25 protein-coding genes are annotated in these 25,990 nt (G+C 44.8%); 14 read left to right on the top strand and 11 right to left on the bottom strand.

Annotated features, from left to right (window positions below; all coding sequences use genetic code 11):
- Nucleotides 1-19 precede the first annotated feature (19 nt).
- Complete coding sequence (locus AC27G9_RS11000) at nt 20-1,636, bottom strand: HAD family acid phosphatase (protein WP_487074086.1); 1,617 nt, start codon at nt 1,634-1,636, stop codon at nt 20-22.
- A 721-nt stretch (nt 1,637-2,357) separates the two neighbouring features.
- On the opposite strand from AC27G9_RS11000, the gene AC27G9_RS10995 reads away from it, so the two are divergent.
- Entirely contained in the window at nt 2,358-3,035 is a 678-nt protein-coding gene (locus AC27G9_RS10995; RefSeq protein WP_487074084.1) for a transporter substrate-binding domain-containing protein, read from the top strand.
- Here AC27G9_RS10995 and AC27G9_RS10990 read toward each other — a convergent pair.
- Nucleotides 3,032-3,733, bottom strand: coding sequence for a DUF6776 family protein (locus AC27G9_RS10990; protein ID WP_487074082.1), 702 nt, complete (start codon nt 3,731-3,733; stop codon nt 3,032-3,034). The genes AC27G9_RS10995 and AC27G9_RS10990 overlap by 4 nt on opposite strands.
- A 144-nt stretch (nt 3,734-3,877) precedes the next feature.
- Here AC27G9_RS10990 and AC27G9_RS10985 point away from each other — a divergent pair, with 144 nt between their 5' ends.
- The gene (locus tag AC27G9_RS10985; RefSeq protein WP_487074080.1) at nt 3,878-5,554 is read left to right on the top strand and encodes a chloride channel protein; all 1,677 of its coding nucleotides are present in this window, start codon (nt 3,878-3,880) and stop codon (nt 5,552-5,554) included.
- Between the two features lie 20 nt (nt 5,555-5,574).
- On the top strand, nt 5,575-6,003 hold the full coding sequence (gene hemJ / locus AC27G9_RS10980; RefSeq protein WP_487074078.1) for a protoporphyrinogen oxidase HemJ: 429 nt from the start codon (nt 5,575-5,577) through the stop codon (nt 6,001-6,003).
- Between the two features lie 473 nt (nt 6,004-6,476).
- On the opposite strand, the gene AC27G9_RS10975 is transcribed toward hemJ, so the two are convergent.
- On the bottom strand, nt 6,477-7,157 hold the full coding sequence (locus AC27G9_RS10975) for a UPF0149 family protein (RefSeq protein ID WP_487074076.1): 681 nt from the start codon (nt 7,155-7,157) through the stop codon (nt 6,477-6,479).
- A 137-nt stretch (nt 7,158-7,294) separates the two neighbouring features.
- On the opposite strand from AC27G9_RS10975, the gene AC27G9_RS10970 reads away from it, so the two are divergent.
- Nucleotides 7,295-8,494 carry an Nramp family divalent metal transporter gene (locus AC27G9_RS10970; RefSeq protein ID WP_487074074.1) on the top strand — a complete coding sequence of 400 codons (1,200 nt, stop codon included), beginning with the start codon at nt 7,295-7,297 and terminating at the stop codon, nt 8,492-8,494.
- Here AC27G9_RS10970 and AC27G9_RS10965 read toward each other — a convergent pair.
- The 3 genes from AC27G9_RS10965 to typA form a co-directional block, all read right to left on the bottom strand.
- Nucleotides 8,480-9,616 (bottom strand): MalY/PatB family protein, encoded by a 1,137-nt coding sequence (locus tag AC27G9_RS10965; protein WP_487074072.1) that lies wholly within the window; start codon nt 9,614-9,616, stop codon nt 8,480-8,482. The genes AC27G9_RS10970 and AC27G9_RS10965 overlap by 15 nt on opposite strands.
- A gap of 15 nt (nt 9,617-9,631) precedes the next feature.
- A complete protein-coding gene (locus tag AC27G9_RS10960) occupies nt 9,632-10,012 on the bottom strand; it encodes a response regulator (protein WP_487074070.1) in 381 nt (126 codons plus the stop codon).
- A gap of 183 nt (nt 10,013-10,195) precedes the next feature.
- Nucleotides 10,196-12,028 (bottom strand): translational GTPase TypA, encoded by a 1,833-nt coding sequence (gene typA, locus AC27G9_RS10955; protein ID WP_487074068.1) that lies wholly within the window; start codon nt 12,026-12,028, stop codon nt 10,196-10,198.
- A 493-nt stretch (nt 12,029-12,521) separates the two neighbouring features.
- On the opposite strand from typA, the gene glnA reads away from it, so the two are divergent.
- The 5 genes from glnA to AC27G9_RS10930 all read left to right on the top strand — a co-directional run bounded on the left by glnA (nt 12,522) and on the right by AC27G9_RS10930 (nt 17,674).
- Nucleotides 12,522-13,931, top strand: a complete 1,410-nt coding sequence (gene glnA / locus AC27G9_RS10950) for a glutamate--ammonia ligase (RefSeq protein ID WP_487074066.1) — start codon at nt 12,522-12,524, stop codon at nt 13,929-13,931.
- Nucleotides 13,932-14,011: 80 nt separating this feature from the next.
- A complete protein-coding gene (locus AC27G9_RS10945) occupies nt 14,012-14,524 on the top strand; it encodes a DUF4124 domain-containing protein (RefSeq protein ID WP_487074064.1) in 513 nt (170 codons plus the stop codon).
- A 128-nt stretch (nt 14,525-14,652) separates the two neighbouring features.
- On the top strand, nt 14,653-15,732 hold the full coding sequence (glnL, locus tag AC27G9_RS10940; protein WP_487074062.1) for a nitrogen regulation protein NR(II): 1,080 nt from the start codon (nt 14,653-14,655) through the stop codon (nt 15,730-15,732).
- Nucleotides 15,732-17,144 (top strand): nitrogen regulation protein NR(I), encoded by a 1,413-nt coding sequence (glnG, locus tag AC27G9_RS10935; protein ID WP_487074673.1) that lies wholly within the window; start codon nt 15,732-15,734, stop codon nt 17,142-17,144. Before glnL ends, glnG begins: the two co-directional genes overlap by 1 nt.
- Before the next feature lie 137 nt (nt 17,145-17,281).
- Nucleotides 17,282-17,674: a MerC domain-containing protein gene (locus AC27G9_RS10930; RefSeq protein ID WP_487074060.1), complete on the top strand. Its 393-nt coding sequence runs from the start codon at nt 17,282-17,284 to the stop codon at nt 17,672-17,674.
- Nucleotides 17,675-17,875: 201 nt separating this feature from the next.
- On the opposite strand, the gene AC27G9_RS10925 is transcribed toward AC27G9_RS10930, so the two are convergent.
- From AC27G9_RS10925 to AC27G9_RS10915, 3 genes are all read right to left on the bottom strand, one after another.
- Nucleotides 17,876-18,310, bottom strand: coding sequence for a MerR family transcriptional regulator (locus AC27G9_RS10925; RefSeq protein ID WP_487074058.1), 435 nt, complete (start codon nt 18,308-18,310; stop codon nt 17,876-17,878).
- A gap of 120 nt (nt 18,311-18,430) precedes the next feature.
- Nucleotides 18,431-20,149 carry a DUF4153 domain-containing protein gene (locus AC27G9_RS10920; protein ID WP_487074056.1) on the bottom strand — a complete coding sequence of 573 codons (1,719 nt, stop codon included), beginning with the start codon at nt 20,147-20,149 and terminating at the stop codon, nt 18,431-18,433.
- A 65-nt stretch (nt 20,150-20,214) separates the two neighbouring features.
- Nucleotides 20,215-21,342, bottom strand: a complete 1,128-nt coding sequence (locus AC27G9_RS10915; protein WP_487074054.1) for an HD-GYP domain-containing protein — start codon at nt 21,340-21,342, stop codon at nt 20,215-20,217.
- Between the two features lie 327 nt (nt 21,343-21,669).
- Here AC27G9_RS10915 and AC27G9_RS10910 point away from each other — a divergent pair, with 327 nt between their 5' ends.
- The 3 genes from AC27G9_RS10910 to AC27G9_RS10900 all read left to right on the top strand — a co-directional run bounded on the left by AC27G9_RS10910 (nt 21,670) and on the right by AC27G9_RS10900 (nt 23,677).
- Nucleotides 21,670-22,389, top strand: a complete 720-nt coding sequence (locus AC27G9_RS10910) for a 1-acylglycerol-3-phosphate O-acyltransferase (protein ID WP_487074052.1) — start codon at nt 21,670-21,672, stop codon at nt 22,387-22,389.
- A 40-nt stretch (nt 22,390-22,429) separates the two neighbouring features.
- Nucleotides 22,430-22,819, top strand: a complete 390-nt coding sequence (gene rraB / locus AC27G9_RS10905) for a ribonuclease E inhibitor RraB (RefSeq protein ID WP_487074050.1) — start codon at nt 22,430-22,432, stop codon at nt 22,817-22,819.
- A gap of 183 nt (nt 22,820-23,002) precedes the next feature.
- Nucleotides 23,003-23,677, top strand: coding sequence for a hypothetical protein (locus AC27G9_RS10900; RefSeq protein WP_487074048.1), 675 nt, complete (start codon nt 23,003-23,005; stop codon nt 23,675-23,677).
- Nucleotides 23,678-23,711: 34 nt separating this feature from the next.
- Here the strand turns inward: AC27G9_RS10900 and AC27G9_RS10895 are convergent, their stop codons facing one another.
- On the bottom strand, nt 23,712-24,008 hold the full coding sequence (locus AC27G9_RS10895; RefSeq protein ID WP_487074046.1) for a hypothetical protein: 297 nt from the start codon (nt 24,006-24,008) through the stop codon (nt 23,712-23,714).
- A gap of 122 nt (nt 24,009-24,130) precedes the next feature.
- Here AC27G9_RS10895 and AC27G9_RS10890 point away from each other — a divergent pair, with 122 nt between their 5' ends.
- The gene (locus tag AC27G9_RS10890) at nt 24,131-24,949 is read left to right on the top strand and encodes a helix-turn-helix domain-containing protein (RefSeq protein WP_487074044.1); all 819 of its coding nucleotides are present in this window, start codon (nt 24,131-24,133) and stop codon (nt 24,947-24,949) included.
- A gap of 69 nt (nt 24,950-25,018) precedes the next feature.
- Complete coding sequence (locus AC27G9_RS10885; RefSeq protein WP_487074042.1) at nt 25,019-25,723, top strand: choice-of-anchor H family protein; 705 nt, start codon at nt 25,019-25,021, stop codon at nt 25,721-25,723.
- Between the two features lie 89 nt (nt 25,724-25,812).
- Here the strand turns inward: AC27G9_RS10885 and AC27G9_RS10880 are convergent, their stop codons facing one another.
- Complete coding sequence (locus tag AC27G9_RS10880) at nt 25,813-25,944, bottom strand: hypothetical protein (RefSeq protein ID WP_487074040.1); 132 nt, start codon at nt 25,942-25,944, stop codon at nt 25,813-25,815.
- Nucleotides 25,945-25,990 lie beyond the last annotated feature (46 nt).

Here is a 25,990-nt window from a genome sequence, read left to right as displayed (position 1 = left end):
AGCCTCCGCTATCAATCGCTCACAGCCAAGAACCGTACATCGCATTTGGCAATAAAATGTATTCTCCTTGGTGACGCTCCAAAACGTCATCTAGATTTTCATCGTGTTGTCTTACGTGGATAAAATCTTCAACATTATCGCCCACTTGCATAACAATTTTTAATGGGGAAAAGAGGTTTGCTCGCTCGTCACCAGGAACATAACAAGACGCGCGCCCTTCGCTGATTTGTAATCTGCGTAAATCTTTATCATTGATGATGTTTGTGCCGTCCATTGCCGATTTATCCTCGGCAGAGCGCCCCATCAAACACGTATTCGCCGTAGACACGGGTAATCCCATTGCAACGAGATTACGCCAAGTATAAACATCTAGATCACGAGGTCGATTAGTGATCAGCGCAAGCTTGGCGCCCTTATCCAGAGCTTTGCGAATAAAAGAGTCGACACCAGGTACTAAGGTCGCGCTTTCAGACCGAACCCACGCCGCCCATGAATCACTGGAGTAATTACCGCCAATTCGATTCAACTGAGCTTGATATTCGCTGTTGTCTAGAACCGTTTCATCAACGTCCATAACAATCACAGTAGATGGACCGACTTTGTTCTCGAGCGACGTTTCGGCGTCGGCATACAAACGCTTAGTTAGATTTCGATATTCAGCGCTTTGTGTTGTCCAAACCACTGACCTGCTCAACGGCAAGGAATTGACGGTTACATCAACCGAAACCGCGCAATGATCACTTAACATAGCATCGGGTGCCATATCCTCATAAAGGTGTGAGGTGGCCCTCAGTTCAGTATTGTCCTCGATATTGCCAAACATGATGTGGTCGATTGGGGCGGGGTATCTGGCGTGGCAGCCTAAAATTTCCGACGTAGGGAATGCCATGCCATTTCCATTCTGACCAGCGCTCGCTGTTAACTCTCGTGTCATACGATTATATGGCGCAGAAAGTCGATGATTCATATCACCCATCACAATGTAGGGTAAATTACTACTCGCTAAGCTGCTGACCTTTTGGTTGAGTAAAACCGCCTGACGAGCATAGGTCTTACAAGCCTCGGTATCGCTCTGGCTGTAATCATCAACAAAACAGCCGCTCTTCATGTGTAAGTTGACTATCGATGTACGACCAAGCGGCGTGTCGACGACGATTTCCAAACCATAACGCAAGCCCGTGCTATCTAATCCAAATTCGGCAAGAGAATTGACGGCTTGAATATCTAACCCTTTTCTCACTGCGAAAGCGACTTTCTGCTGCGTCGATTCATTGCCGTTTCCGCGACACTCGAAAGGCTCGTTGCTAGCTCTATTCGACAAGACGACTTGCCATTTGTCGGCCGGGAACAACTGACTAACAGCTTGTACGGAATCGACTTCTTGTAATCCAATCACATCAGCGTCGATAGACGTTGCATAGACTTTCATCGCTTCGATTTCTTGTGAGGTTCTGGGTCGACAACCCGACGATGGTTGTGTTGCCAAGTGTTCAGCGTTCCAACTTGCCACGGTAAAGCCCGCGCTATTCAATACCGAGGGCTCCTGTTCTTTTGCCGCGTCAGCGGGGTTGGCGATACTAACAGAGTGTGTTGTGAGCAGTCCCGCACACAATAAAGCGTGTTGTAGTTTAATCAAATTTTTTGTCCGTTTTGACTAAGCCGACGTATACCACTTCGGGATACGACGGATGTTTATAAAATAAAAAATATTGTTACTTTATAACACAAGCTGAGAGAGCACGGTGGTCATTTTCGCTCTTGCTTGTGTAAATATTGATAGAAAATGGCTTCTCCAATCGCGGTCATAAACAATTACCACCATCCAGTAGAACGAACTGAGAGTTTGCGTTTCTCTTCTCGATACTGACACATTCACGTACCAACATATCGTGTTTAACGAAAACTTTTCACGCCCTAGCTCCACCTGCTATTCGTTGTTTTAAACACACAGACAGTGGGAGTTTGAATGTTTAGAGCTAAGCATTACATCTTCATATTCGCTGAAAAATAGGCGTAAAATACGAGTGGACTTTACTCCTCTCCCAAAGCCAATCTAGTTTTGCGATTGGCGTAACTAACTTTATTTGATGTATTCCTCACAAGCTTCCGTTCAGTATGAAGTCTCATTCAGTGGGAGAAGACAATGAAATCGAATTTGCGTTTTGCTATCGCATCAACGACTGCACTCACATTCTATATATTAGTTCTTACCAATATAGCGTCGGCCCTAATATCATAGTAAGTGCTCACTATTAATCAACCAGCTAATATATTTAACGCATTATCCTAATTGGGAGTTGTCGGTTCATTAAGAACTGCTAGTCTTAAGATATCGTTAAGTAACAAAGTGATTTAGTTTGTCGCGATTAATTTTTTTGTGCATGTTGTTAGCTTGCAGTTGTGTTTACGGCAAACAGCCTGCCTACACTTACTTTTACAGTGATTTTCCACCACTGGAATACGTGGGTAAAAACGGGCAAGCAGACGGGATAATTATTCGACTCGTCGAACGGCAATTTGCTGAGCACAATATCGACATTAAATTTATTTACAGTTCACTAAAGCGAGGAACGGGTCTGCTGCATTCTGGTGCTGTAGATTTGGTGGCGACAATTCAACCTACTCCATCTTCACTTGAAACATTTGAGACAATCGGCCCGCCTTTCACCTATATCAATCTGTCTATCTTGCGTCACAACGAAACACCAGCCATCACCGCCATCGAACAATTGAAAGACGTATCATTGTCTAAATATGCTGGGGCGTCTTTCTTTCATTTGGGTGAGCATCACAATGAAATATTGGCCAAAAGGGACGAGGTAGATATTGCCGATATGGACACGGCAGTGCGGCTCATTGAAGCTAAAAAAATACGTTACTTTCTTACCTACTCGGCACCAAACCAGGCACCTCCTTGTCGTCAGTGCACTTACGATGCGCTTGAATCTTTACCGGTATTTCTCACTATTTCGAAATTCCACCCACAAAAAGAAGCACACATGGAAGCTCTCAAAAGCGCTTTTGAGGCGCTTTAATTAGCCAATGCATCTTGCCAATCGAACAGTTGTTTGTAGTTTCCTCGCACTTTCTTAAATTGATAAACGGTTGTCGCAACTTGGACATTGGTTGGCACAAAATTCTCTGGCATTTCGAACACGGCATCTATCGCTTGAAAATATCGAAAACCATATTTAAAACTGCCGGAATCCAGCATATCAGTGGTAAGTAAGAACGAATCAGGTTGTCCATCGCGCGTACCAATCAACGTTATGTCTAGGTTGCCGGACACCATCGCTCGATTTCTCCGCTGCTGCAATAGCACGAGGTTTAGTTTCCAAAACGATGTGTTCTCGATACGACTCACACTGAGCGCTTCGGTCTTAAACCCTTCTTGCGTTACTTCTGGCGCAACCACTCGTTGGTAAAAATCAATTTTTTCCTGCAATGCTGCCACTTGCTCAAACGCTTCAGTCTGCTTGTTTCTCGCTTCCTGCACTGCCATGTTGGCAATAGTGATCTGTACCTGTAGCTGATTTTTCTCGGTCAATAAGGACTCATTCTCTTTCTTTAGTCGAGATAGAGACTGTTGGGCTTGCAGCAAATCTGCTTGGGTGGAGGCATTCAAAAATCCTGCTAAACGAAATCCAAACCACGCCATTACAGCCATCGCCAAAAATACCAAAATCGTAAGGCGAAATGTCCCCAGCCGCTGCTTTAATTCAGCTAAATGCATCTATCAATCACTCTTTGTCGCATAACATTGAAGTTGCGTCTAAAACGCGTATTCATAAAGGCTACCAGTTTACAGATAAGCTTATGAAAACCAAACAACTATGATAACCTGATACCCTGATTCACTTTTCCCCAAAACACTGCCATGCGTTTACAAGCACTGCGCGAGGAAGTTGCGCACCCCAGAACGTCTATTCAGCTATGCCTGCTGGGTATTTTTGGTGGTGTCAGTGCTGCGTCAGTTATCATTTTGTTCAGGCTTTGTATTGAATGGGTCAATAAGACGGGCATTAGCTTGCTAGATGAGTGGTTTGGCAATACCACAGTGACATTCTTCCTGCTCCCGTTGCTCGCTGTATGTTTAATTTTGCTGATTGCGGTGCTAACAGGCTTTAAACACTACAGGATGGGGATTCCGTTTATCATCCATCGAGTCAAGTATCACTATGGCCAAGTGCCATTTAGGACGACAATAAACCAGTTTTTTGGTGGCATGATGGCATTAGCGGGGGGCTTTGTTGTTGGTAGAGAAGGTCCTTCTGTTCACTTGGGAGCCGCTGGAAGCAGTGTATTTGGGCGATGGCTAAAGCTACCCTATAACAGTTTACGGATTCTTGCAGGCTGTGGTATTGCAGCGGGTATTTCGGCATCATTTAATACCCCGTTTGCAGCTGTTATCTTCGTCATGGAGGTAGTGTTACGAGAATACAAAATCCATATTTTTGTCCCTGTTATGCTAGCTGCAGCGTGTGGTTCTGTGCTCACGCGAATCGTGTTTGGCGAAATCAATGAGCTTCACTTCCTTGTTTTCAGTGGTTTTAGCCAGTGGCTGTATTTGTACTTAGTCATAGTAGGCGTAATTCTCGGTGGCGTAGCAGCCTTATTCAACAACCAACTCATGTTTATTATGCGTACATTCAGACGGGTAAACATGATTTATCGCCTATTGCTTGCCGCTTTGATTACAGGCATTACAGGCGCAATTTTGCCGCAATCTCTAGGAGCAAGTTTTGTCGATATCGAATCCTTGTTTGAACTGTCTCCGGCCATTGGTTTATTGCTAGCCATTCTTATCAGCAAGTTTTTCTTAGCCGTATTTGCGATTGGGCTTGGCGTACCAGGCGGCATTATCGGCCCCGTTATGGTTTTGGGCATGTTGTCTGGTGCAGTACTCGTATTTCCATTAGGCCATTTTATCAATATTGAAGAATACACTAGCAGCTTCGCGTTGCTGGGTATTGCCGGTATGTTAACCGCCGTACTGCATGCACCTTTAGCTGCACTATCAGCAGTAATGGAATTATCCTACAGCCCCCAAATCATTCTGCCAGCCATGCTAGTTATCGTGCCAGCTTACATTACATCCACACAGTTTTTGGGCAATCGTTCTATTTTCATTCGCCAGCTAGAATATCAAAACCTGCCCTACGGCGTGTCTTCCATAAGAGAAGTGCTGGAGAAAGTAGGAGTGCTTGCCGCAATGGACAAACACTACAAACTGTTCTTCGATGCACCTGAGGAAGCAATAAGACTGTACCTATCTAATGCGCCGACTCAAACTGTAGTCCAACACCAAAAATTTGAATTATCCTCGCAGTATCGGCTTGCACAGTACGATGTCAGTTTAGAGCACGACGCTCATCCAATCAGTTACTCTGATATGCACGGGCTAAACGCACAGTCGACGTTAGCAGAAGTATACGAACATTTAAAAGGCGCTAGAGCTGGTGCCGTCTTCATCTATGATCAAGAACCAGATAAAATTATCGGCGTAATCACTTGGAATATTTTGCAGAGCTATTTGCAAAAAGCCCAATTTTAATTTGAGAGAGTACTAAATTCATGACCATACTATGGTTAAAAGCGTTACATGTTTTCTTTATGGTGGCTTGGATGGCCGGCATTTTCTATCTACCCCGTCTGTTCGTTTACCACGCAAGCACTGACGAGCAAGCCGTTAAAGATCAATTTAAAGTGATGGAACGCCGATTATGGTTTTTTGTCACACCATTTGCTCTTCTGACGCTCGTATTCGGCGTTGCCTTAATTTGGACTTACGGCATGAATTGGTTAAAGCTGTCAGGCTGGCTCCACGCCAAACTCACCCTCGTTGCTGTCTTGTATGGCTACCATTTTTATCTCTACAAGCTAATGAAAGCATTCGAAAGGGACGAGAACCAACACAGCTCAAAGTTCTATCGTTTCTTAAACGAAGGGCCGGTTTTTTTCCTGCTGGGTATTATTATTCTCGCCGTCGTCAAACCTTTTTAACAAGAAAATAACAAAACTAAAATATATGGTATAAACTGAAAGAAAGGCCGAAGGATTAGCGCCTACACTACCATAGGAAAAGTCACATGGACGTAAACAATGAAAAATTAAAGGTGCTGTTCGAGAGAGTGGATGATGCCTTCAAGGCACTGATGCGGGACCCGAACAGCCGGCCATTACACGAAGAATACGAGCTCGCCAAACACGAGTTAAACTCGTGTCTAAGCTCAATGCGAAAAGACCTAAACCATACAAACTCGCATGCTAATTTAAAACATCACTAAGCCAAACCTTTTGCCTCGCAGTTATACCAATTGGCAAAGGTAGATGCACTGCCCAAAGAGGCTATGACTCCCTAGAGCATGGTGAAGTAATGCTTAATACGTTGCGTTAGGCGCCAACATATAAGTGAAGGCCTGCTGACTCTTTTTGGGCGAGGCCCGCTAGTTCGACTACTCACCCACCGCGACCATTTATGTATGTGGATTGGTGTTACTACTTTGTACAAAGGTTTCAAATTGATTGGGCAGGTACTCGGCCAATACGCCTGCCAATTTAACATAGTCTTTCAACATGTTAGGAACCTGATTGGCCAAGGTAGCAAAATTGTCTCTCAAAGCGTCGGCCCGCTCACTCTCGAGATTCGACAACGACAGTGTTGGTTTTGCGAGAGTAGTAAATAGTTTTATGCATCGGGTGAGGTCTGCTGACATCTCTGGCAATATGTCAGGCTTTTTCTGTTCAAGTTTATCCCAAGCAAACTGCCATGTATGTTCTACACAGTGATGCCCTTCCATTAACCCACACAACCACTGGCAAAAACCTGAATTATAGTCATTGTCTTCCCATTGTAGTCTGCTGGGTAAGAGCTTTCGGCCTTGTCTCATTACATTGAGACTGTCTCGCAACTCGCTCATCAAGGCTGTCGCCAATTCGTCGACTTGTGCCGCATCAAGTTGAGATTGCGAGGAGTGGCGTCGAATCACCTTTGGCATCCATTCTTCTGGCATGGGAATGTCTGGACTTGAGGCAACCGCAAAAATAAAACCCTGCGCAAAATCGTATTCAGGCAGAACGGAATGGTAAACGGGGTTATCGTACAGCGCGAAAAGTGTCATTGCAGATAGCTGAACTCTAGTCTTGAATAGCTTCATGATACGTCAAAATAGAACTGTCGCAACCAAGACAACTCTTTGTGTTTATTCAATTAGTTATCAGGCTATGTGCCCTTGCACTCCCCTGCCCCAAACGCTAATGTGAACGTATTCGGCCTCACAAAATGAGAACAACCATGGCCTCGAAGAAATCTGGATACTTAATCGCCGCCGCCTTTATTGGACCGGGTACTATCACCACGGCCAGCGTCGCCGGTGCAACGTACGGTGCATCACTGATTTGGGCACTCGTTTTTTCCGTTATAGCGACAATAGTTTTACAAGACATGGCGGTTAGGTTGGGGGCCGCGACAGGCAACGGGCTCGCGACAAACTTACAGTCTCTAGCAAAAAACCGAACATTTCGTTGGGTAATCTCACTGTTAATCATCAGCGCCATTGGCATAGGTAATGCCGCCTATGAAGCAGGTAATTTAACCGGTGCGGCAGTCGGGCTCAATACGCTTTTTGATTTAGGAGTGACCCAATGGGCAGGTCTCATGGGGCTTGTGGCTGGTGCCTTGTTATGGAGTGGAAAGTACAAGTTAATCGAAGGGGTATTAGTGAGTTTGGTCGGGCTAATGACCCTGGTATTTGCCGTCACCCTCGCTTTCGCTGGTCCCGATTGGACTGAAGTCTTAAGTGGTGCATTCTCGCCCAAACTCGACGGTGAAGCTATGGTCATTATCTTAGCACTGATCGGCACTACCATAGTCCCATACAACTTGTTTCTCCACGCTAGTCTCGTTGCCGACGAAGCCAAAAACCAATATATCGATGATGTGATGGCTCAAGCTCGCAAGCAGTCATTCACCGCGATAGTCATAGGCGGATTGATCACTTGTATCATTATGCTAACCGCGATGGGGGCTTTTTATGGCAGAGATATCGCGTTGACGACATCAACGATGAGTCAGCAACTCACACCCATTTTAGGTGAGCATGCCGCGTGGTTTTTCGCTATTGGATTGTTTTGTGCTGGCATCACAAGTGCAATTACTGCTCCTCTTGCTGGTGCCTATGCCGTATGTGGCGCGTTGGGATTATCGAGTGATATCACCAGTAAAGCGTTTAGATCAGTGTGGATGACCATTTTACTGTGTGGTGTACTCACTACTGTGATTGGTATCAAACCCATCCTTGCCATCGTTTTCGCTCAAGCGACTAATGGCATGCTGTTGCCGATAGTCGCGGTGAGTTTACTGTTGGTAATGAATCGTAATGAGCAACTTGGCCCGTTTAAAAATCGCTTGCTGTCAAATAGTGTTGGCGCTTTTGTCGTTACGATCGTAAGCGCCATCACCCTTTACAAACTTTGGGGGCTATTTACTGGCTAACCTCGAGACAATAGCCTCAAGCATATTGCGACTACAACCGTAATTAATACGAAAACATTGAGGGGCACCGAAGTCCTTGCCAGGTGAGGGCCCTACTCCTTTGGATTCACACCACGCTTGCACGTTATCAACGCCCAACCCACTGGCGTCCACCCACAGCAAGAAAGTGGCGTCGGGTGACAAAGCTTTTAAACCAGGAATACGGTTAATTGCATCCACCAAATAATCACGATTGCCACGTAAGTAATCCAATTCCTGTGCATGCCATTGTTTAGCCTCAGTAAAAGCCGCTTCTGTCGCTACTAACCCTAGTACGTTTACCCAAGGTACCAGACCAGCCATTGCTTGAGAGAAAGCCTGGCGTACTTTACGGTCAGGGATGATAGCGAACGCCGCGCCAAGCCCTGCTACATTGAATGTTTTACTCGCGGCCATTAGCGTAATACTGTTGTCGGCTAGCTGCTTATCTCGCCCCGCTGGCAAATGCTTTGCGTCCGGCTCTAGCACAAGGTCGCAATGAATTTCGTCAGAGCACAACAACACATCGTGAGTATTACAGATATCAGCGATACGCGTTAATTCCTGCTGGCTTAGCACCGTACCCACGGGATTCATCGGGTTACAGACGATAAACAACTTACAGTCTGGATCAGCGGCCGCTTGTTCTAATGCTTCGAAATCAATAGTTAGTCTGCCCTCAATTTCCACTGTACCGACTTCCACCTTGGTTAGTCCATTTAGCTGAGGTGCTGCTAAAAGAGGCGGATAATTTGGAGTCTGGACAATTACCTTTTGACCGGGCTGACAAAAACCTTTGCATACCGCGTTGAAACCCGGAACCACTCCCGGTACCCAAACGATCCAATCTGATTGAATTTGCCAATCATGCTGCGTGTCAAGCCATTCCACAATTGCCGTATTCGCAGGTTCATACTGAGCGGGTAGGTAATAACCTAAAATACCGTGGTCTACGCGGGTCTTGATTGCGTCTAAAATCTCCGGCGCACAAGCAAATTCCGTATCGGCCACCCACGTTGGAATGATGTCTTTACCTTTGTATTTTTCGTACTTAAATGCATAGGTATTGGCGCGATCAGGTGTGCTGTCGAATTGGCTTGTCACTACTAAGATTCCTTATTACTGGGCTGATGTTAAACTCACAACTTTACGAACGAGGTTATCGATAGCAACGGGTTTCGCTAAAAATGCGGTAACGTCAAGTTGACGCGCTTTAACCACTGTATCTTTAGTTGCATTGGCCGTCAGAAGTATAAAGGGCACATCATTTTGCAATTCTCGACACGTCGCCAACAGTTCTAGTCCAGAGTATTCCGGCATTACCAGATCACTGATCACTAGGTGAATACTATCGTGCGATTGTTGCTTGAGAAATTCTAACGCTACCTTGCTTCGCGAAAACGCAAACACGGTCGCTCCTAATTTGTCTTCCAAGCCTGCGACAATGATATCTAAGGAAATTGTATCATCATCGATTACTGCAATAGTTAAATCAGTCATATTGATCTCTTTGTATGTCCGAATAGTAGACCGTGAGATCACCCAATTGATTGCTCGAATTGACGTGAGAAAAATAAAATCGTTCGATGCCTAAAGCATAACTATGATTGGTGAAGTTGCAAAGTAGGAAAACAAAAACAGGTGCCGAAGCACCTGTTTTTAATCAGAATAAATGACTATAACTTAGTCTTTTTTCTTGTCTCTTGACGCGCGTTTACGTTCGTTTTCAGTCAGTAATTTCTTACGAATACGAATGCTCTCAGGTGTCACCTCGACAAGTTCATCATCATCGATAAACTCAAGCGCTTGTTCAAGTGACATTACAATTGGCGGTACCAAACTTTGTGCTTCATCAGTTCCTGAAGCACGAACGTTGGTTAACTGCTTACCTTTTAGTGCGTTAACTGTCAGGTCATTGTCACGGCTGTGAATACCAATCACCATTCCTTCGTATACTTCAACACCGTGTCCGATGAATAAACGTCCGCGATCTTGAAGGTTAAACAAGGCGTTAGTCAGTGCTTTACCCGCGGCATTAGCGATAAGTACACCGTTCTTACGTTGGCCGATAATGCCGCCTTTGTGGGCACCATAATGGTCAAACGTGTGATATAGCAAGCCAGAACCAGACGTTAAGGTCATGAATTCTGTTTGGAATCCAATTAAGCCACGACTTGGAATGATGAAGTCCATACGAATACGGCCTTTACCATCAGGAGACATGTCAGTTAACTCACCTTTACGCAAGCCGATTTGCTCCATGATTGAGCCTTGATGCTCTTCTTCACAGTCAATTGTTAGCGTTTCGTAAGGCTCTTGCAATTCGCCGTCTACTTCGCGAATGATAACTTCTGGGCGCGATACGGCCAGCTCGTAACCTTCACGACGCATGTTTTCGATAAGAATGCCTAGGTGCAATTCACCACGACCAGAAACACGGAATTTATCTGGATCATCGGTCTCTTCAACACGAAGGGCCACGTTGTGAACCAACTCAGCATGCAAACGGTCAAGGATATTACGCGATGTTACGTACTTACCTTCTTTACCAGAAAACGGAGACGTGTTGACCTGGAACGTCATTGTTACTGTTGGCTCATCCACCGATAACGGAGGCAAAGCTTCAACCGTATTAATGTCACAGATCGTATCTGAAATCTTTAGTTCACCTAGGCCAGTAATCGCGATGATATCACCAGCATGAGCGGCTTCCACTTCGTGACGCTCTAAGCCCAAATACCCCAGTACTTGGCCAACTTTACCATTGCGAGTGGTACCATCAGCCATGACTATTGTCACTTGTTGATTAGGTTTAACACTGCCTCGAGTCACACGACCAACACCAATAACACCAACATAAGAGTTGTAGTCCAGCTGCGAGATTTGCATTTGGAATGGACCTTCGACATCAGTATCTGGTGCTTCTACTTGCTCAACAATAGTTTCGAACAAAGCGGTCATGTCTTCTGCTTGTTCGCCATCATGTGACGCCCAGCCATTCAATGCTGACGCGTAAACAACTTGGAAGTCCAACTGTTCGTCAGTGGCACCCAAGTTATCGAACAAATCAAAGACCTGATCCATTACCCAATCAGGGCGAGCGCCAGGCTTGTCGATTTTATTAATAACAACGATTGGCTTAAGGCCTTGGGCAAATGCTTTTTGCGTCACAAAACGCGTTTGTGGCATAGGACCTTCTTGTGCATCAACCAACAGTAATACTGAATCAGCCATCGACATAACACGCTCTACTTCACCACCGAAATCGGCGTGTCCTGGAGTATCAACGATATTGATGCGGTAATCGTTCCATTTGATCGCCGTATTCTTAGCTAGGATGGTAATACCGCGTTCTTTCTCAATGTCGTTTGAGTCCATTACGCGTTCTTCAGCTTCGCCACGACTCTCTAGTGTTCCCGACTGCTGTAACAATTTATCAACCAAGGTTGTCTTACCGTGGTCAACGTGCGCAATAATTGCGATGTTCCGTAATTTACTGATATCAGTAGTATTCATGAAGTTTTATGCCTGTAAACATGCGGCTCACTTAGGGGTAAAACCCCAGAGCCTTTATATCGAAAGCGATTTAGAGCTATAAATGTGCGCGGATTGTACAGAAAAATCCTCACTAATGCGCCACTTTTTTTCACTATAGCCGGATAATAAATAGCTGGAGTTGCATTGCACCAAATAAGCCAAACTTCATCATTTTGTAACACAGCTGTCTTGAGAGTGGGTCAAGCTGACTCAAATCAAGGAAAAGCGTGTTATGTCTTTGTAGGTTGAGGCTTCATAAGCTAGTCTTTGAGTACGAAAACTCAGTCAACGCACCAAATAGGTGCACAATTGCACCATGCAGGTGCATAAAAACAGATTTTTGATAATCTTTGTTCGTTTAAAGCCACTGAACTCGGGTGTTGACTAAATGGCATGATTATCGCTTCAAAAAGTACCAATTGTTGGGTTCACCATTTTTGACCCACGTAATGACAACAACCTGGAGGACACGATGTCAGTAGAAAAGGCATTAGAACTAATCAAAGAGAGTGAAGCCAAATTTGTTGATTTGCGTTTTACGGATACTAAGGGTAAAGAGCAGCACGTTTCTATCCCTGTTCACCAAATCGACGAAGACTTCTTTGAAGAAGGTAAAATGTTCGATGGCTCTTCAATCGCTGGTTGGAAAGGCATCAATGAATCTGACATGATCCTAATGCCAGACCCCGCTACCGTCGTTCTAGACCCGTTTGCAGAAGAAACTCAGGTCAACATTCGTTGTGATATCCTTGAACCTTCAACGATGGAAGGTTACGAGCGCGACCCTCGCTCTGTCGCTCGCCGCGCAGAAGAGTACCTTAAGTCTACTGGTATCGGTGACACTTGTTTCTTCGGTCCAGAGCCAGAATTCTTCATGTTTGACGACGTGAAATTCCACACTGACATGGCCGGTTCTTTCTATGCTATTGATTCAGAAGAAGCAAAATGGAACTCAGGTGCAGACTTTGAAGACGGCAACCTTGGCCACCGTCCAGGCGTTAAAGGCGGTTACTTCCCAGTACCTCCGGTAGATTCAGGCCATGATATCCGTACAGCAATGTGTATGGTTATGGAAGAAATGGGCCTAGTTGTTGAAGCGCATCACCACGAAGTGGCGACAGCAGGTCAGAACGAAATCGCTTGCCAATTCAACACTTTGGTTAACAAAGCAGACGAAATTCAAATCTACAAGTATGTTGTACATAACGTTGCACACGCTTATGGCAAGAGTGCGACTTTCATGCCTAAGCCACTTGTAGGCGATAACGGTTCTGGTATGCACTGTCACCAATCTATCTCTAAAGATGGTGTTAACGTGTTCGCAGGCGACAAGTACGCTGGTCTTTCAGAAGAAGCACTTTACTACATCGGTGGTATCATTAAGCACGCTCGCGCAATCAATGCGTTCGCGAACGCTTCAACTAACTCGTACAAGCGTTTGGTTCCTGGTTTTGAAGCACCTGTTATGTTGGCATACTCTGCCCGTAACCGTTCTGCATCTATCCGTATTCCATTCGTTACTAGCGACAAAGCACGTCGTATCGAAGTACGTTTCCCAGACCCAACTGCAAACCCATACCTTGCTTTCACAGCAATGTTGATGGCTGGCCTAGACGGAATCAAGAACAAGATTCACCCTGGCGATGCAATGGATAAAGACTTGTACGACTTACCAGCTGAAGAAGCATTGGAAATCCCTACAGTTGCAAGTTCTTTCGAACAAGCTCTTGAAGCATTAGACAATGACCGTGATTTCCTTACCGCTGGTGGTGTAATGACTGATGACATGATCGATGCTTACATCGACCTTAAGTCTGAAGAAGTCACGACACTTAACATGACAACTCACCCAGTAGAGTTCGACATGTACTACAGCGTGTAATCGCGTTTTAGTTATTACATTCAATACGAAGCCCGCATTTGCGGGCTTTTTTTTCGCTGGGTTTCCCCTACAATGGAAGTATGAAAAAAAGTTTATCGCTTATTGTACTCGCCACCCTAACAACATCGGCAGTCAGCGGGACAATCTACAAGGTTGTACTCGAGGACGGTACTGTTCTGTTTACCGATAAACCAGTGAAAAATAGCCAGCCATTGGCAATCCAATCGACCACGGCAAACTCTATGCCTGCGCTAGCGTCACCTACCAACAACGCAGCCGCCAATACGCCTTCCCAACAATCCTATTCTGTATCCATTAGACAGCCGGCGAATGAAGCTACTATTCGCAATAACAGCGGTGATATCACTATTGCCAGTGCGACAGAAAGCAAAGGCAGTTTTACCTATCAACTCTGGTTCAACGGTGAACCAATTCAAAGCAATAACAGCGGTCTATTTAGCCTCACGGGTATTAACCGTGGTGCCCATCAATATTTTGTTCAACTTAAGGATAATACGGGCAAGACTCTTGCATCATCAGAACAAAGAACGCTTTATTTACATAAAGCATCGGTGCTGATTAACCGTAACTAGCTGCCCAAGCCCGCGTCATACACGCACCATAAGCAAGCAGAGTGAAAAACTAAATAGCACCAAAATGATACTGATTTTTGATTCTCGACTATAATGCACCAAAATAGTGCACAGGAGATTTGCTCGGTATGAGTATTCCCGAGTTAGACAAAGACAATTTATTAGATAACGTCAATACCGCATTGGTTGTCGTAGATGAAAATCTCGATATCGTTTACGCCAATCATGCTGGTCAGGCGCTGTTTGAAACCGGCACTAAGCATTTGTATGGCCACCCGCTTAGCGACTTTTTCACGGCGGGTACAATCAATGAATCCCGTTTAAAAGCGACGCTTCGCCGTGGCGACGACTTTACCGAAAACGAAATAAAACTTTGCTTTAAAGACAATCGTTATGTGCTTGCCGATTTAACCGTAACTAACTATCGGTTACATGACGCTCCCGCCCTGATCTTTGAAGTCAAGAAAATCGACAAACAACGTCGAATATCGAGAGAGAATCAGCAACATGCACAACACTACGCTGCTCGGGAATTAATTCGTGGCCTCGCTCACGAAATCAAGAACCCACTTGGTGGTATTCGCGGCGCGGCGCAGTTACTAGAGAAAGAGCTACCCGGCGCGGACCAACGAGAATTCACCCAGATGATCATCGAGCAATCTGATCGACTGCGCAATCTCGTGGACCGACTTCTCGGCCCCAACTCTCTGCCCCGATTGCAGTGGAGTAACGTGCATCAAGCCCTTGAAAAAGTTCGCAGTTTGATGCGTATCGACTCTGCCAATGCAGTGCAAATTATTCGAGATTACGACCCCAGTATTCCCGATTTGCATATCGACCAAGACATGATTCAGCAAGCTGTGTTGAATATTGTGAGAAACAGTATTCAAGCATTAACTGAGCACAAAGTAGAAATGCCACAAATTAGGTTAGTGACCCGCATTGAACGTCAGATGACGATTCATGGTGTCAGGCACCCTCTCGTGGCCAAAATAATAATAATCGACAATGGACCTGGTATACCGACAGAAATACGCGACACGTTGTTTTATCCGATGGTAAGCAGTAAAGAGAATGGCACAGGACTTGGCCTTTCTATTGCGCAAACGCTTATCAATCATCACAAGGGTAAAATTGACGTAGACAGCTACCCGGGCCATACCGAGTTCACTCTCTATATTCCTATCGACAGAAAGGAGTCACAATGATGAATACCGAAGCAGTCTGGATTGTTGACGATGACAGTTCCATTCGGTGGGTACTCCAAAAAGCCCTTCAAGCCGCAAACATACCTTGTTGTAGTTTCGAAAACCCGCAGGATTTGATCTTACAACTCGAAACCGGTCAACCACCGGAAGTGATCGTCTCAGATATCCGTATGCCACAAATGGATGGAATGACACTCCTAACAGAGGTGCAGCGCATTGCTCCCTACATACCGGTGATTATCATGACAGCGCATTCGGATCTCGACAGTGCCGTCAATGCGTACCAAAGTGGTGCATTTGAATATTTACCTAAACCTTTCGATATTGACGAAGCCGTCACACTCACCCAGCGAGCACTTGCTCACGCTCGAGAGAACAATCGCCAGCTTCAGGCGCCAACCGATGAAAGCGATACCGAAATCATTGGTGAAGCGCCAGCTATGCAAGAAGTTTTTCGCGCTATAGGCCGATTGTCTCGATCGTCAATCAGCGTACTGATCAACGGTCAGTCGGGCACCGGTAAAGAGTTGGTCGCCCACGCTCTTCATACGCACAGCCCCAGAGCGGCTAACCCGTTTATTGCGCTCAATATGGCGGCTATCCCTGCTGATTTGGTCGAGTCTGAATTATTTGGGCATGAGAAAGGCGCTTTCACTGGTGCACAAAATGCACGTCAAGGTCGCTTTGAGCAAGCCAACGGCGGTACACTTTTCTTGGACGAAATTGGCGATATGCCACTAGATGTACAAACCCGATTATTAAGAGTGTTGGCTGACGGTCAATTCTATCGCGTTGGTGGTCATCAGTCTGTGACTGTAGACGTGAGGATTATTGCGGCGACTCATCAGAATTTAGAACAGCGTGTCGCCGAAGGTAAATTCCGCGAAGATTTATTCCACCGCCTCAATGTTATACGCATCCATATACCCTCTCTTGCAGAGCGTCGTGAAGACATTCCGTTGTTGGCGAGACACTTCCTCAGGCAAGCTGCGATTGAGCTGGATGTTGAATCCAAGCTCTTGAGCAAAGAGGCTGAAAAACTCATGATGCAATTGCCTTGGCCGGGTAATGTCAGGCAATTGGAAAACGTGTGTCGATGGCTAACAGTAATGGCTAGTGGCCAAGAAGTGTTACCTACCGACTTACCGCCAGAAATTCACGCAGAAGGGCGCGTTGAAAAAACCGCAACGCAGAGCGGTGACTGGCAGGAGCTTCTCGCATCATGGACAGATAAGCAACTGCGCGATGGACATTACAATATTCTCAACGATGCCGTTATGACGTTTGAAAAAATTATGCTCGAGCGAGCATTGCATTTCACTCATGGCCACAAACAAGATGCCGCTAAGCGCTTGGGTTGGGGACGGAACACGCTGACAAGAAAACTCAAAGAGCTTGATTTCGGCGATTGATTAAAGCGGGGCAACCCGCTTTTTTTTACTCCAAGCAAAAAAGTGCGAACGACATACCTCTCTTAACGCTATACGTGAAATGTGATAATGTAACGGCAATTTCGGTCTTAAATTCAATTGCCTCAATCTAATTAATAATGAAAAATCTTCAAGCTTTCGCTGATAAAGCCGCTGTCAGCCTTTCGGTTATCTGTGCAATTCACTGCATGGCAATGCCGATTATTCTGGTCGCCATCCCTACACTTACAGGACTTTTTTTTACTGAAGAAAGTTTCCATTTATGGATGGTTGTGGCTGTTTTACCACTCAGTGTTTATGCACTGACAGTAGGGTGTAAAAAACACAAACGCTACCGCGTACTTGGCATTGGCGCAGTCGGCTTAGCGATATTGATCGGTGCCGCTTTATTTGGTCATGACCTCGTCGGCGAGGATGGCGAAAAAGCGCTGACGGTAATCGGTGCGACGATTATCGCTATAGGCCACATTCTGAATTTCAGACTATGCCGTCAACACGAAGAGTGTAACTAAAGAGGGGTAGAACACTCTCACCAAGCAATAGAGAGTGTTCTGGTTCGCTGTTACATTAACAGCAATCTGAATCTTTACAGCAGTCTCCACAAGCGCAGCTTTGTGCGCACTGACATGCATCTGTATTGCAGCAACATTCAGCCGTATTTTGGTTGTCTTCGCAACATTGGCAAGCATCACTCATCGTTTTTCTCCTGATGTCTAGTTTGATTGTCCACAACATGCCCAATCATTTTCAAAGCAATCGAGCAAATCACAGCCTGTAGATGGGTTATTGTCAGCGCCACAACTATTCGAAAATCGTTCCAACGCATTTACAGCTAACGCCAAATCTTCAATTTTCTGATTCAACTCATCGATTTTTGACAATGATTTCTGCCTGATAACGTGCCGCGAATTCCCACAACAGTGGTCAAACTCAAGAAATGGTTTAATTTCTTCGAGCGTGAAACCAACGCCTTGCAACTTTTTGATAAGGCGAATATTTCTCACATCATGCTCGGAATAATACCGAAATCCTTCGCGTTTCGGAGGTTGATTAATTAGCTGCTTACGCTCGTAAAAGCGAATGGTTTCAACACCAACTTCGGCTAACTTTGCAACTTTTCCAATGGTTAACTGACTAGGCTTTTTCATCACAATCCAAACTATACACGCCGTACATAGGTACAGAGTCAAGCACAAATCTATGTAATTTAATACCGATTACAGCGCCCTATGGCCTTTTTATCCGTTGCGGACCTAAAAACCAGTGCGTCATTCGTTAACGGTTATCAGCACATCACCTATCTTGAGATGTTGCCAAGTCGGTTCTACTGTCTCTAAAGGGTAGGTTTTGAGTAATGTACCAATGAGGTCACTCTCAGGAGAATCATCAAACTTTCCCGATTGATTTTGCCAGCCGTCACTGGTTTCAAACCAGACTCGGACTGATGTGAAGTCATTGTTTTCCGCAAGGTAAACGTAATCGGCCACGTTATCTTTATTGAGATCAACTTGTATCAAATAATAGGAATTTGAATTGCGTTCCCAATATGCATTGTCGCTGTTGTACGTTTCTATTGCCGTGATAAGCGCATCAGGTATGACAGTACCTTCTGGCCAAATAACAATATCACCGATGAGTGGAGTATTTTGGCTATCGTCACCATCATGCCTGCGAGAATAGGAATAGACAGGGTAAAGTCTCGATAACTTTAACGCTAGGTCAGGATTATCTTGTTCTACTGACTTTTCTAAACGCTTAATCGCCAAATAGCCCGAGCGCCCCAAACGATGAGAGAGATAATTGAAATCGAGAGAATCGTAGGTCAAATTAGCCATCTCTATTCTTGCAAATTGGCTTTTTACTACCCAAGACTGAAAGTTGGCCAGTGGAGAATTGACAGCGACCATCGAGCCCAAAACCACGAGTCCCATCGCAATATTGACCCGGTTTCTCAGGTTAAGCCAATCATCTCTGTCTTTTACGATTGCGGCCAAATAACCAATCGCAAATAGAGCCGCTAAAAACCATACCAAGAGTGCCCAGCAACGCGCGATAGTCAATCCATACTGGTCGATACGCAACCACAAACCATAGCCAGCAAGGATAGAATAAATAGGCAATATCGCGATGGCCAGGTAAACGCATCTGTGTATGAGCTTAGGATAGGGCGACGCATGTTGTTCAACATAAACCACATTTACTAATAACAAGCTCGTGAGTTGCAACCACAGCAAAAGCGACGTTCCATTCCCAGTAGCCCATAGTTTTTCCAAACCCGAAAACGGAATGGCAATTAGAAACCCGATAGACACCAAAGCTAATAGTGGCAGCAGATATTTAATCAGAGAAGTGAGTACATCAGTTATCGCAATCGTAGGGGAAAAAACATTGCGGAGAATAACGGTAGCAAAACAAAATGCGAAGGCGAACAGTGGGATATTGAACCAAGCTTTGTCGAGTATTTGACTTAAAATATCGATGCCAATCACTGAAAATAGCGCGCCAGCTAAATGTAAAATCGCAAACAAGATACCTGTGAAAGCAAGGCTGCCTCCAAACACAACGACGTTAATCCAGGACGCGGAGAACAACTCGGCGTAACGAATATCCTTTCGATCGGCCCACAGTTGCACATACATTAGCGCTTTAAAAAATGCGATTGAAACTGTAAGGACGAACACAAAACCAAGTTCGTCTTGAGCAAGCTGATCCACTGGCATTTGTTGCCAGCCGACGTAAGCTCCTGCTGCAGCTGCAATCAGCGAGAACGTCACAGAAGCGGATAAAACTCGCTTGATATTGTCTGCGGTAATGGCAAGAAAAACCATCCACGGAAAGGTGAAACTGAATGTTGCTAGGCCATAAAGCCATACTGGAGAATCGACTAGCCAACCCCCTTGCTCCACATTTCGGTACAACCAAGTGAGTACGATACCTTGCAGTAATGCTACGAATAGGCAGAGATACTTGGGATGAGAGTGATTCATGGGGCCTCCTTGCTGGTTTTGTAGCAAGCCCACCTTCCAACTTGGTGGGCGTCGTGAATGTATACTTATGACTGTGTTAACAACGTTGTCATTGCCTGATTAAATAGTCGAATCCATTTCATACTGAATTGTCCCCGAGCGACTCGATTTATCTCAATTACGGCATGCTTCTTAGACATACGCGTTTCCGCATTGTGTGCTCGAGAATGCGTCATTGCATCGTAAGTGTCGAGTATGGCGAGCAATTTTGCGCCATCACAAATTTCTGGCTCTTTGATCCCCAAGGGATAGCCTGTGCCGTCAGTTCTCTCGTGATGTTGCATAACAATTTTACGCGCCATATCCCATTGATCTAGATGCTCTAACAACCTTGTACTTTTATACACATGAGAGCGCATTAAATTAAATTCATTTTCACTCAATTGCTCTTTTTTATGTAGTAGTTTCAGCGGCATAAAGGCCATACCAAAATCGTGCACATAACAGGCGACTGCGAGCTGATCGTCATCGATAGGTTTGCCAGCAATATGGTTAATATAAAGCGCGAGCTTAGCGATTCGATCGCCTCTCCCTGCCCAATAGTTAGAGCGATGCTCGATGGTTTTCATCATTTCCCTGAAAAACAAGATATCCATGTGTTTTTCAGCGCTCAAATCTTTTGGAATACCAGTTCGAGACAAGGTAGGTACATTTGCCTCTTCTACTGTGCCATCATCCCCGATGTCGAGATCCGGATTTAACAACAATACAGCATCGGTTAGTAGCTTTCCGTGCTCGCTGTTGTTTTCAGGCGTAATACGGCCAATCGCCATCACTAACTGGTTAAACAGGGTGCCATCATATTCCGCTTGGCCCGAGGCCATAACCGCTTCTACGAATACCTTAACTCGGTCCATCGTTAACAAAACCAAGTCACTCATAGTACTGGTGTATTCAATTTGCCCTTTTCTCAGAAAATCCAATAAATCTTCTACATGCTGCAGTAGTGGAATCATGGGAGAAAAGTTAACCAACCCAAGGTCACCTTTAATAGTGTGAACCGAACGAAACAAGGCTCGTTGAAGTTCATTATCGTCAGGCCGTAATTCTAATTCGATGAGAGTCTGTTCACTGGCTTCGTACAGTTCATTGATCTCCTCCATTAGATCATTGAGGATATCGCCTTCTAACTCTTCTGGGACAAATGTTTGCATGGTTATTCCGCTATTTCATTGACACCTAGTGCCTACATGGCACTTGGTTACAAACCTAGTGAGTTCAATAGGTTATGGGTACTAGTTAGTGATAGACCGAGTCAGTTTATTGAACCCAGTGTATAACATATTTACATCGACCGACGATCTTTCTTCTTTAATTCACAAAATGTTATACGCCTCAAAAATGGCCAACCTGAGGCGAACATCGGGCATTTAGGTCACAAATTACGAGTTTCGTCTCGTATTTCGGAAAAAAGACTGATCGGAGAACTATTCATACTCAGATACAGTATACTGCGCGCAAATTTATGACTTGGTTGTATTGTGCTAGCTATTATTCGAATTATCGTTCTGTTTGTTGCCTTTATCGCGATAAACTTTTCTCTACTGCTCATCTGTTTATTCCGCCCGTTTCACAGAGATAATGTCCACATTGCTGGGCAAATGTATTCGTCCATGTCAAAAATCATCGGTTTGAAGTTGGACATGCGAATTTCAGATAAAATCGACAATGATACGCCTTACGTTGTTATCGCCAATCATCAAAATAGCTATGATATTTTTACTATCTGTCGCGCGGCTCTGCCTGGACTCGTCACCGTTGGGAAAAAAAGTCTCATTTGGATACCCATTTTTGGCCAGATTTACTGGCTTTCCGGCAACATTATGATAGACCGAAAAAATTCTAGCCGCGCAAGAAATACGTTGGAATACACCGCCAATAAGATGCGCACCAGAAAAATGTCTATTTGGTTTTTTCCAGAGGGGACTCGCAGTTATGGCCGTGGGCTACTGCCATTTAAAGCGGGCGCTTTCAAGTTGGCAAGTCAAACCGCAGCGCCAATCGTTCGAGTGACCTGCTCAAACACACACGAGAAAGTAAAGCTGAACCGCTGGGACAATGGCACTGTAATCATCGACATCAGTGCGCCAGAAACAATGACAGAAGAGCACACCATCAAAGAATGGATGAAAGTGCACCATTTACGCATGGAGCAAACCTTTGAACGACTGAACGATGAAGTCGCTCAAATAGAAAAATAACGGTACACTAGCCTCCTTGCTAAGTTAAAGAAGAACAATTATGACTCAATACGAAGAACGTGAAGAGTGGTATGCCTTTAATCAAGAAACCATTGAAGCGCTTTTGGATGACGGCAGTGTGGCAGATGCTGACTATACAATAGAGCATCATCTTGCTAGTACCGATTTCGATGTTTTAGAAAAAGCCGCTGTTGACGCCTTCAAAGCTGGTTTTGAGGTCTCTGATGCAGAAGAATTAGTATTGGATGATGGCGGCACAGTGTTCTGTTTTGATGCGGTAATTGTCAGGCCACTGTCAAGAGAAAAGCTTGACGCTGATACCGATACCTTGTTGAAAATTGCGGATAAACACAGCGTCCATTACGACGGCTGGGGCACCTATTACATTTCACCCGAAGGTGAAGACGTCGAAATAGACGAAGAACATTAAAAAGAGCCACAAGGCTCTTTTTTTGTATTCTTAATCGGGTGCTATTACTTTCAAAATGTCAGCTTTTTTTACACCTAAATATAGGTCGAAGAAGGTGATTCGAGTAACTCTTTGTTTACTATAGTTTTAGTATTTTAGGCTCAATATATGCTTAAAAAACACACAAACATGAGGGGCTAATCTATGAAAAAGTTTATCGCTGCATTTGTGCTGTTTACATTTCTATCTTCGAATGCTTTTGCTGCACTTATCTTTGAAGACTTCAGTTCTGGTCTCAATGGTTGGGGACATATACAAACCTCAGGCGGTACCAGTACCGGCGGAAGCTTGGGTACAGGAGATCCCAAAAGCATTGTAGCCACTGGCGGGCCGAGTGGTACCGGAGATAGCTACTTACAATATCAAGACGTCAACGCTAGTTTTATGCATGCGATCTTTGGTAATGGCTGGTCAGGTGACCTTTCTGCTTACAATAACGGAACGCTTTCATTTGATTACATTCAAACAACTCCCTCTACTGGTAGCGCATTTATAGGCTCTTTTGGTTTTTTGAGGATATCGGGCGGAGGTTTAACATTTGGTTCTGATGTCATATCAGGTAATCCATCTACGGCATGGCAAAACCAAACTCTCGTTTTCAATGCCGCATCTTTTGGAGCAACAACCTCTCAGTGGAATACAGTATTGTCGAACGTCACGGAAATACGCTTAAATGTAGAAAGTTGGAGCGGAATTCAAGAGTTTGTGGGCCTTGATAATGTTTCTCTTGAAGCCGCAAGAGTCAACAGCCCATCAATGGCGTGGTTACTCTCACTATGCGTTTACATCATCCTATTGACGGCGAAAAAACGCAAATAAGGTCTAATAAGGGAGCTAACAGCTCCCTTAAATATCACTTTATCTCGGCAGGTTTTCTAAAGAACGCCAAATAAAGTAAAGGTCCGAATGATCCTAATGCTAATGTCAATGCCACCCATGGTAAAACGCTTTTCTCCACTCGTTTAAGCTCTGGACCTATGTAAGCCAATACAATAATTAAAGATACTACTAAATCACACAATACTTGCCAGCCAGCTGGCTCAGCCAATTGATATTGGAACAACCCGACATACCCCACCTGCCACAGTGCGTAAAGTGACAATGCACCAAAAGGCAATAAAGTGAACACAGCAAATTTTTGTAAATTCATTTTTGTCTCCTTAGTCTGTTGGCTTCAGTATCATGCTGAGGGTGCTTCACCGCAATTACCTCCGAGGTTATTGCAGTGAGCCCAATTTACCTGCACAGTGGTATGCAATGAGGAGAGCATCAATGCAAGATATCCAGTTAGCCAGTTTCCCCCAAGCCTGCAAAAAGTGGCGGCTGTTTCGCAAGCTATCTCAATTAGAGTTGGCATTGGAAGCAAACGTATCACAACGACATTTAAGCTACTTGGAGACCGGAAGAAGCCACCCAAGTAGGGAGATGGTCATCCGTTTATCTGAAGCGCTGGATATTCCCTTAAGAGAGCGTAATACCCTCTTAAAGTTGGCGGGTTACAGCAATATTTATCAAGAAACTCGACTAACTGAACCCCAAATGACGCCTATTTTTGAAGCGGTAAACCGTGTTCTCGACCACCATGAGCCTTACCCCGCCATTGTCATTGATCGATTTTGGAATGTAATACAGGCAAATACCCCTGCAACGTATTTGTTTGGACTAACACTAGATCCTTCTGCGCGCTCGAGCGGTGAACCACTCAACATCGCCTTAATGACGCTACACCCAAATGGCATGCGGCGCTTTATTAGCAATTGGAATGAGATTTTACCTTTGTTAGTCAAACGCCTGCGTAGCGAAGCATTGGCTTCTGGTGATCCTGAAGTTCAAGAAAAACTGATGAACTACTTAACACTGGTTGAAGGAGAACCCCTCGAATTAACGACAAACCTCAATCTGTTACCTGTTATGCCTTTAGAGCTAGCGATCAATGGATCATCACTCAGTTTCTTTTCCGTTATATCAACGTTTGGCACACCTCAAGACGTTACAACTGACGAACTGCGTATCGAAACCTTCTACCCCACCGATCAAACAACCCGTGATTTTTTCAGCGCATTGCCATCCACACTCGCCAAGGACATTTAGTTTCCTTTCAGCTTAAATTCATCTAACAGGCCGCATCCTTAACTCAACCTCAAAGAGAAGGATACGACTATGAACTACTTTCAAATGGCGCTAAGCGCAACGGCTCTCAGCGCAACCCTTATGGCTTCAGCCTATGCAGAATCAACCACGTCTGAGCAGAAAGTGGTGAATATCAAAGTCTCACAGTTCGATCAGGAACTAAAGGCGACGGCTGGCAAAAACAGTGCGTCTGCGCAAAACAAACTGGCCCAATTATCCAGTATTCAGAGAAAAAGTAGTTTCGTACCCAACGAAAATGTTTGGATTTTTGATAGCTGGGTTACGCTAAATTATGACGACGACTTTGATGGGTTTTATTCTGAGTTTAGTGTGGAGTTCGACGTCGACACCGTATATGAACATGTACCTGTCTATGCGATTGTCTACCTGGGAAGAAATGATGTATTTGACCCGATTCACGTATCTGAAACCTTTGACATCTATGGTGATAGTTCTTCAGATAGTTTGATCGTTGATAGTGAACTGGTCTCTGGTTTTGCTCCAGATGATTATGAAGTCATGATTGAGATATATGATGCAGTTGACGACACGTTATTGGCTTACACCGACGGTATAGAGGACGCGGATCTAGCCTTTCTCAGTCTGGAAAGTAAGACGTTTGAGGATTCAGGGCAAAGTACGGTCGTTGTCGTAGAAGAATATGGCGGCAGCATTGGCTGGACTCTAGCCTTGGGATTGGGCCTCGTTGCCGTCTTTCGCCGCAGGCAAAAATAAGGCATCACAAACGGGCTAGCGCGACTAGCCCTTTTCTTTTCCATCCCCCTGTGACATTCTTCTAAAAGCAAATTGGTAAGTCGCTCGATTTACTGCCAAAATAGTAGGTAAAGACCAAAAACACACGGATCGAACATCAATGACAAGGTGGAATTGTCACCAAGCCGCGCTTCACTTTGCTCGTCTAAACGACTCTTGCCCAATAGTCCAAACTGAGGCATTTTGCTTTCTCGATCGCGCCGTTCAAAACCTATCTGTTTATTCAGG

Source organism: Alteromonas sp. 5NS40-0096 (assembly GCF_057544385.1).
This window is presented reverse-complemented; position numbering and strand designations above follow the sequence as displayed.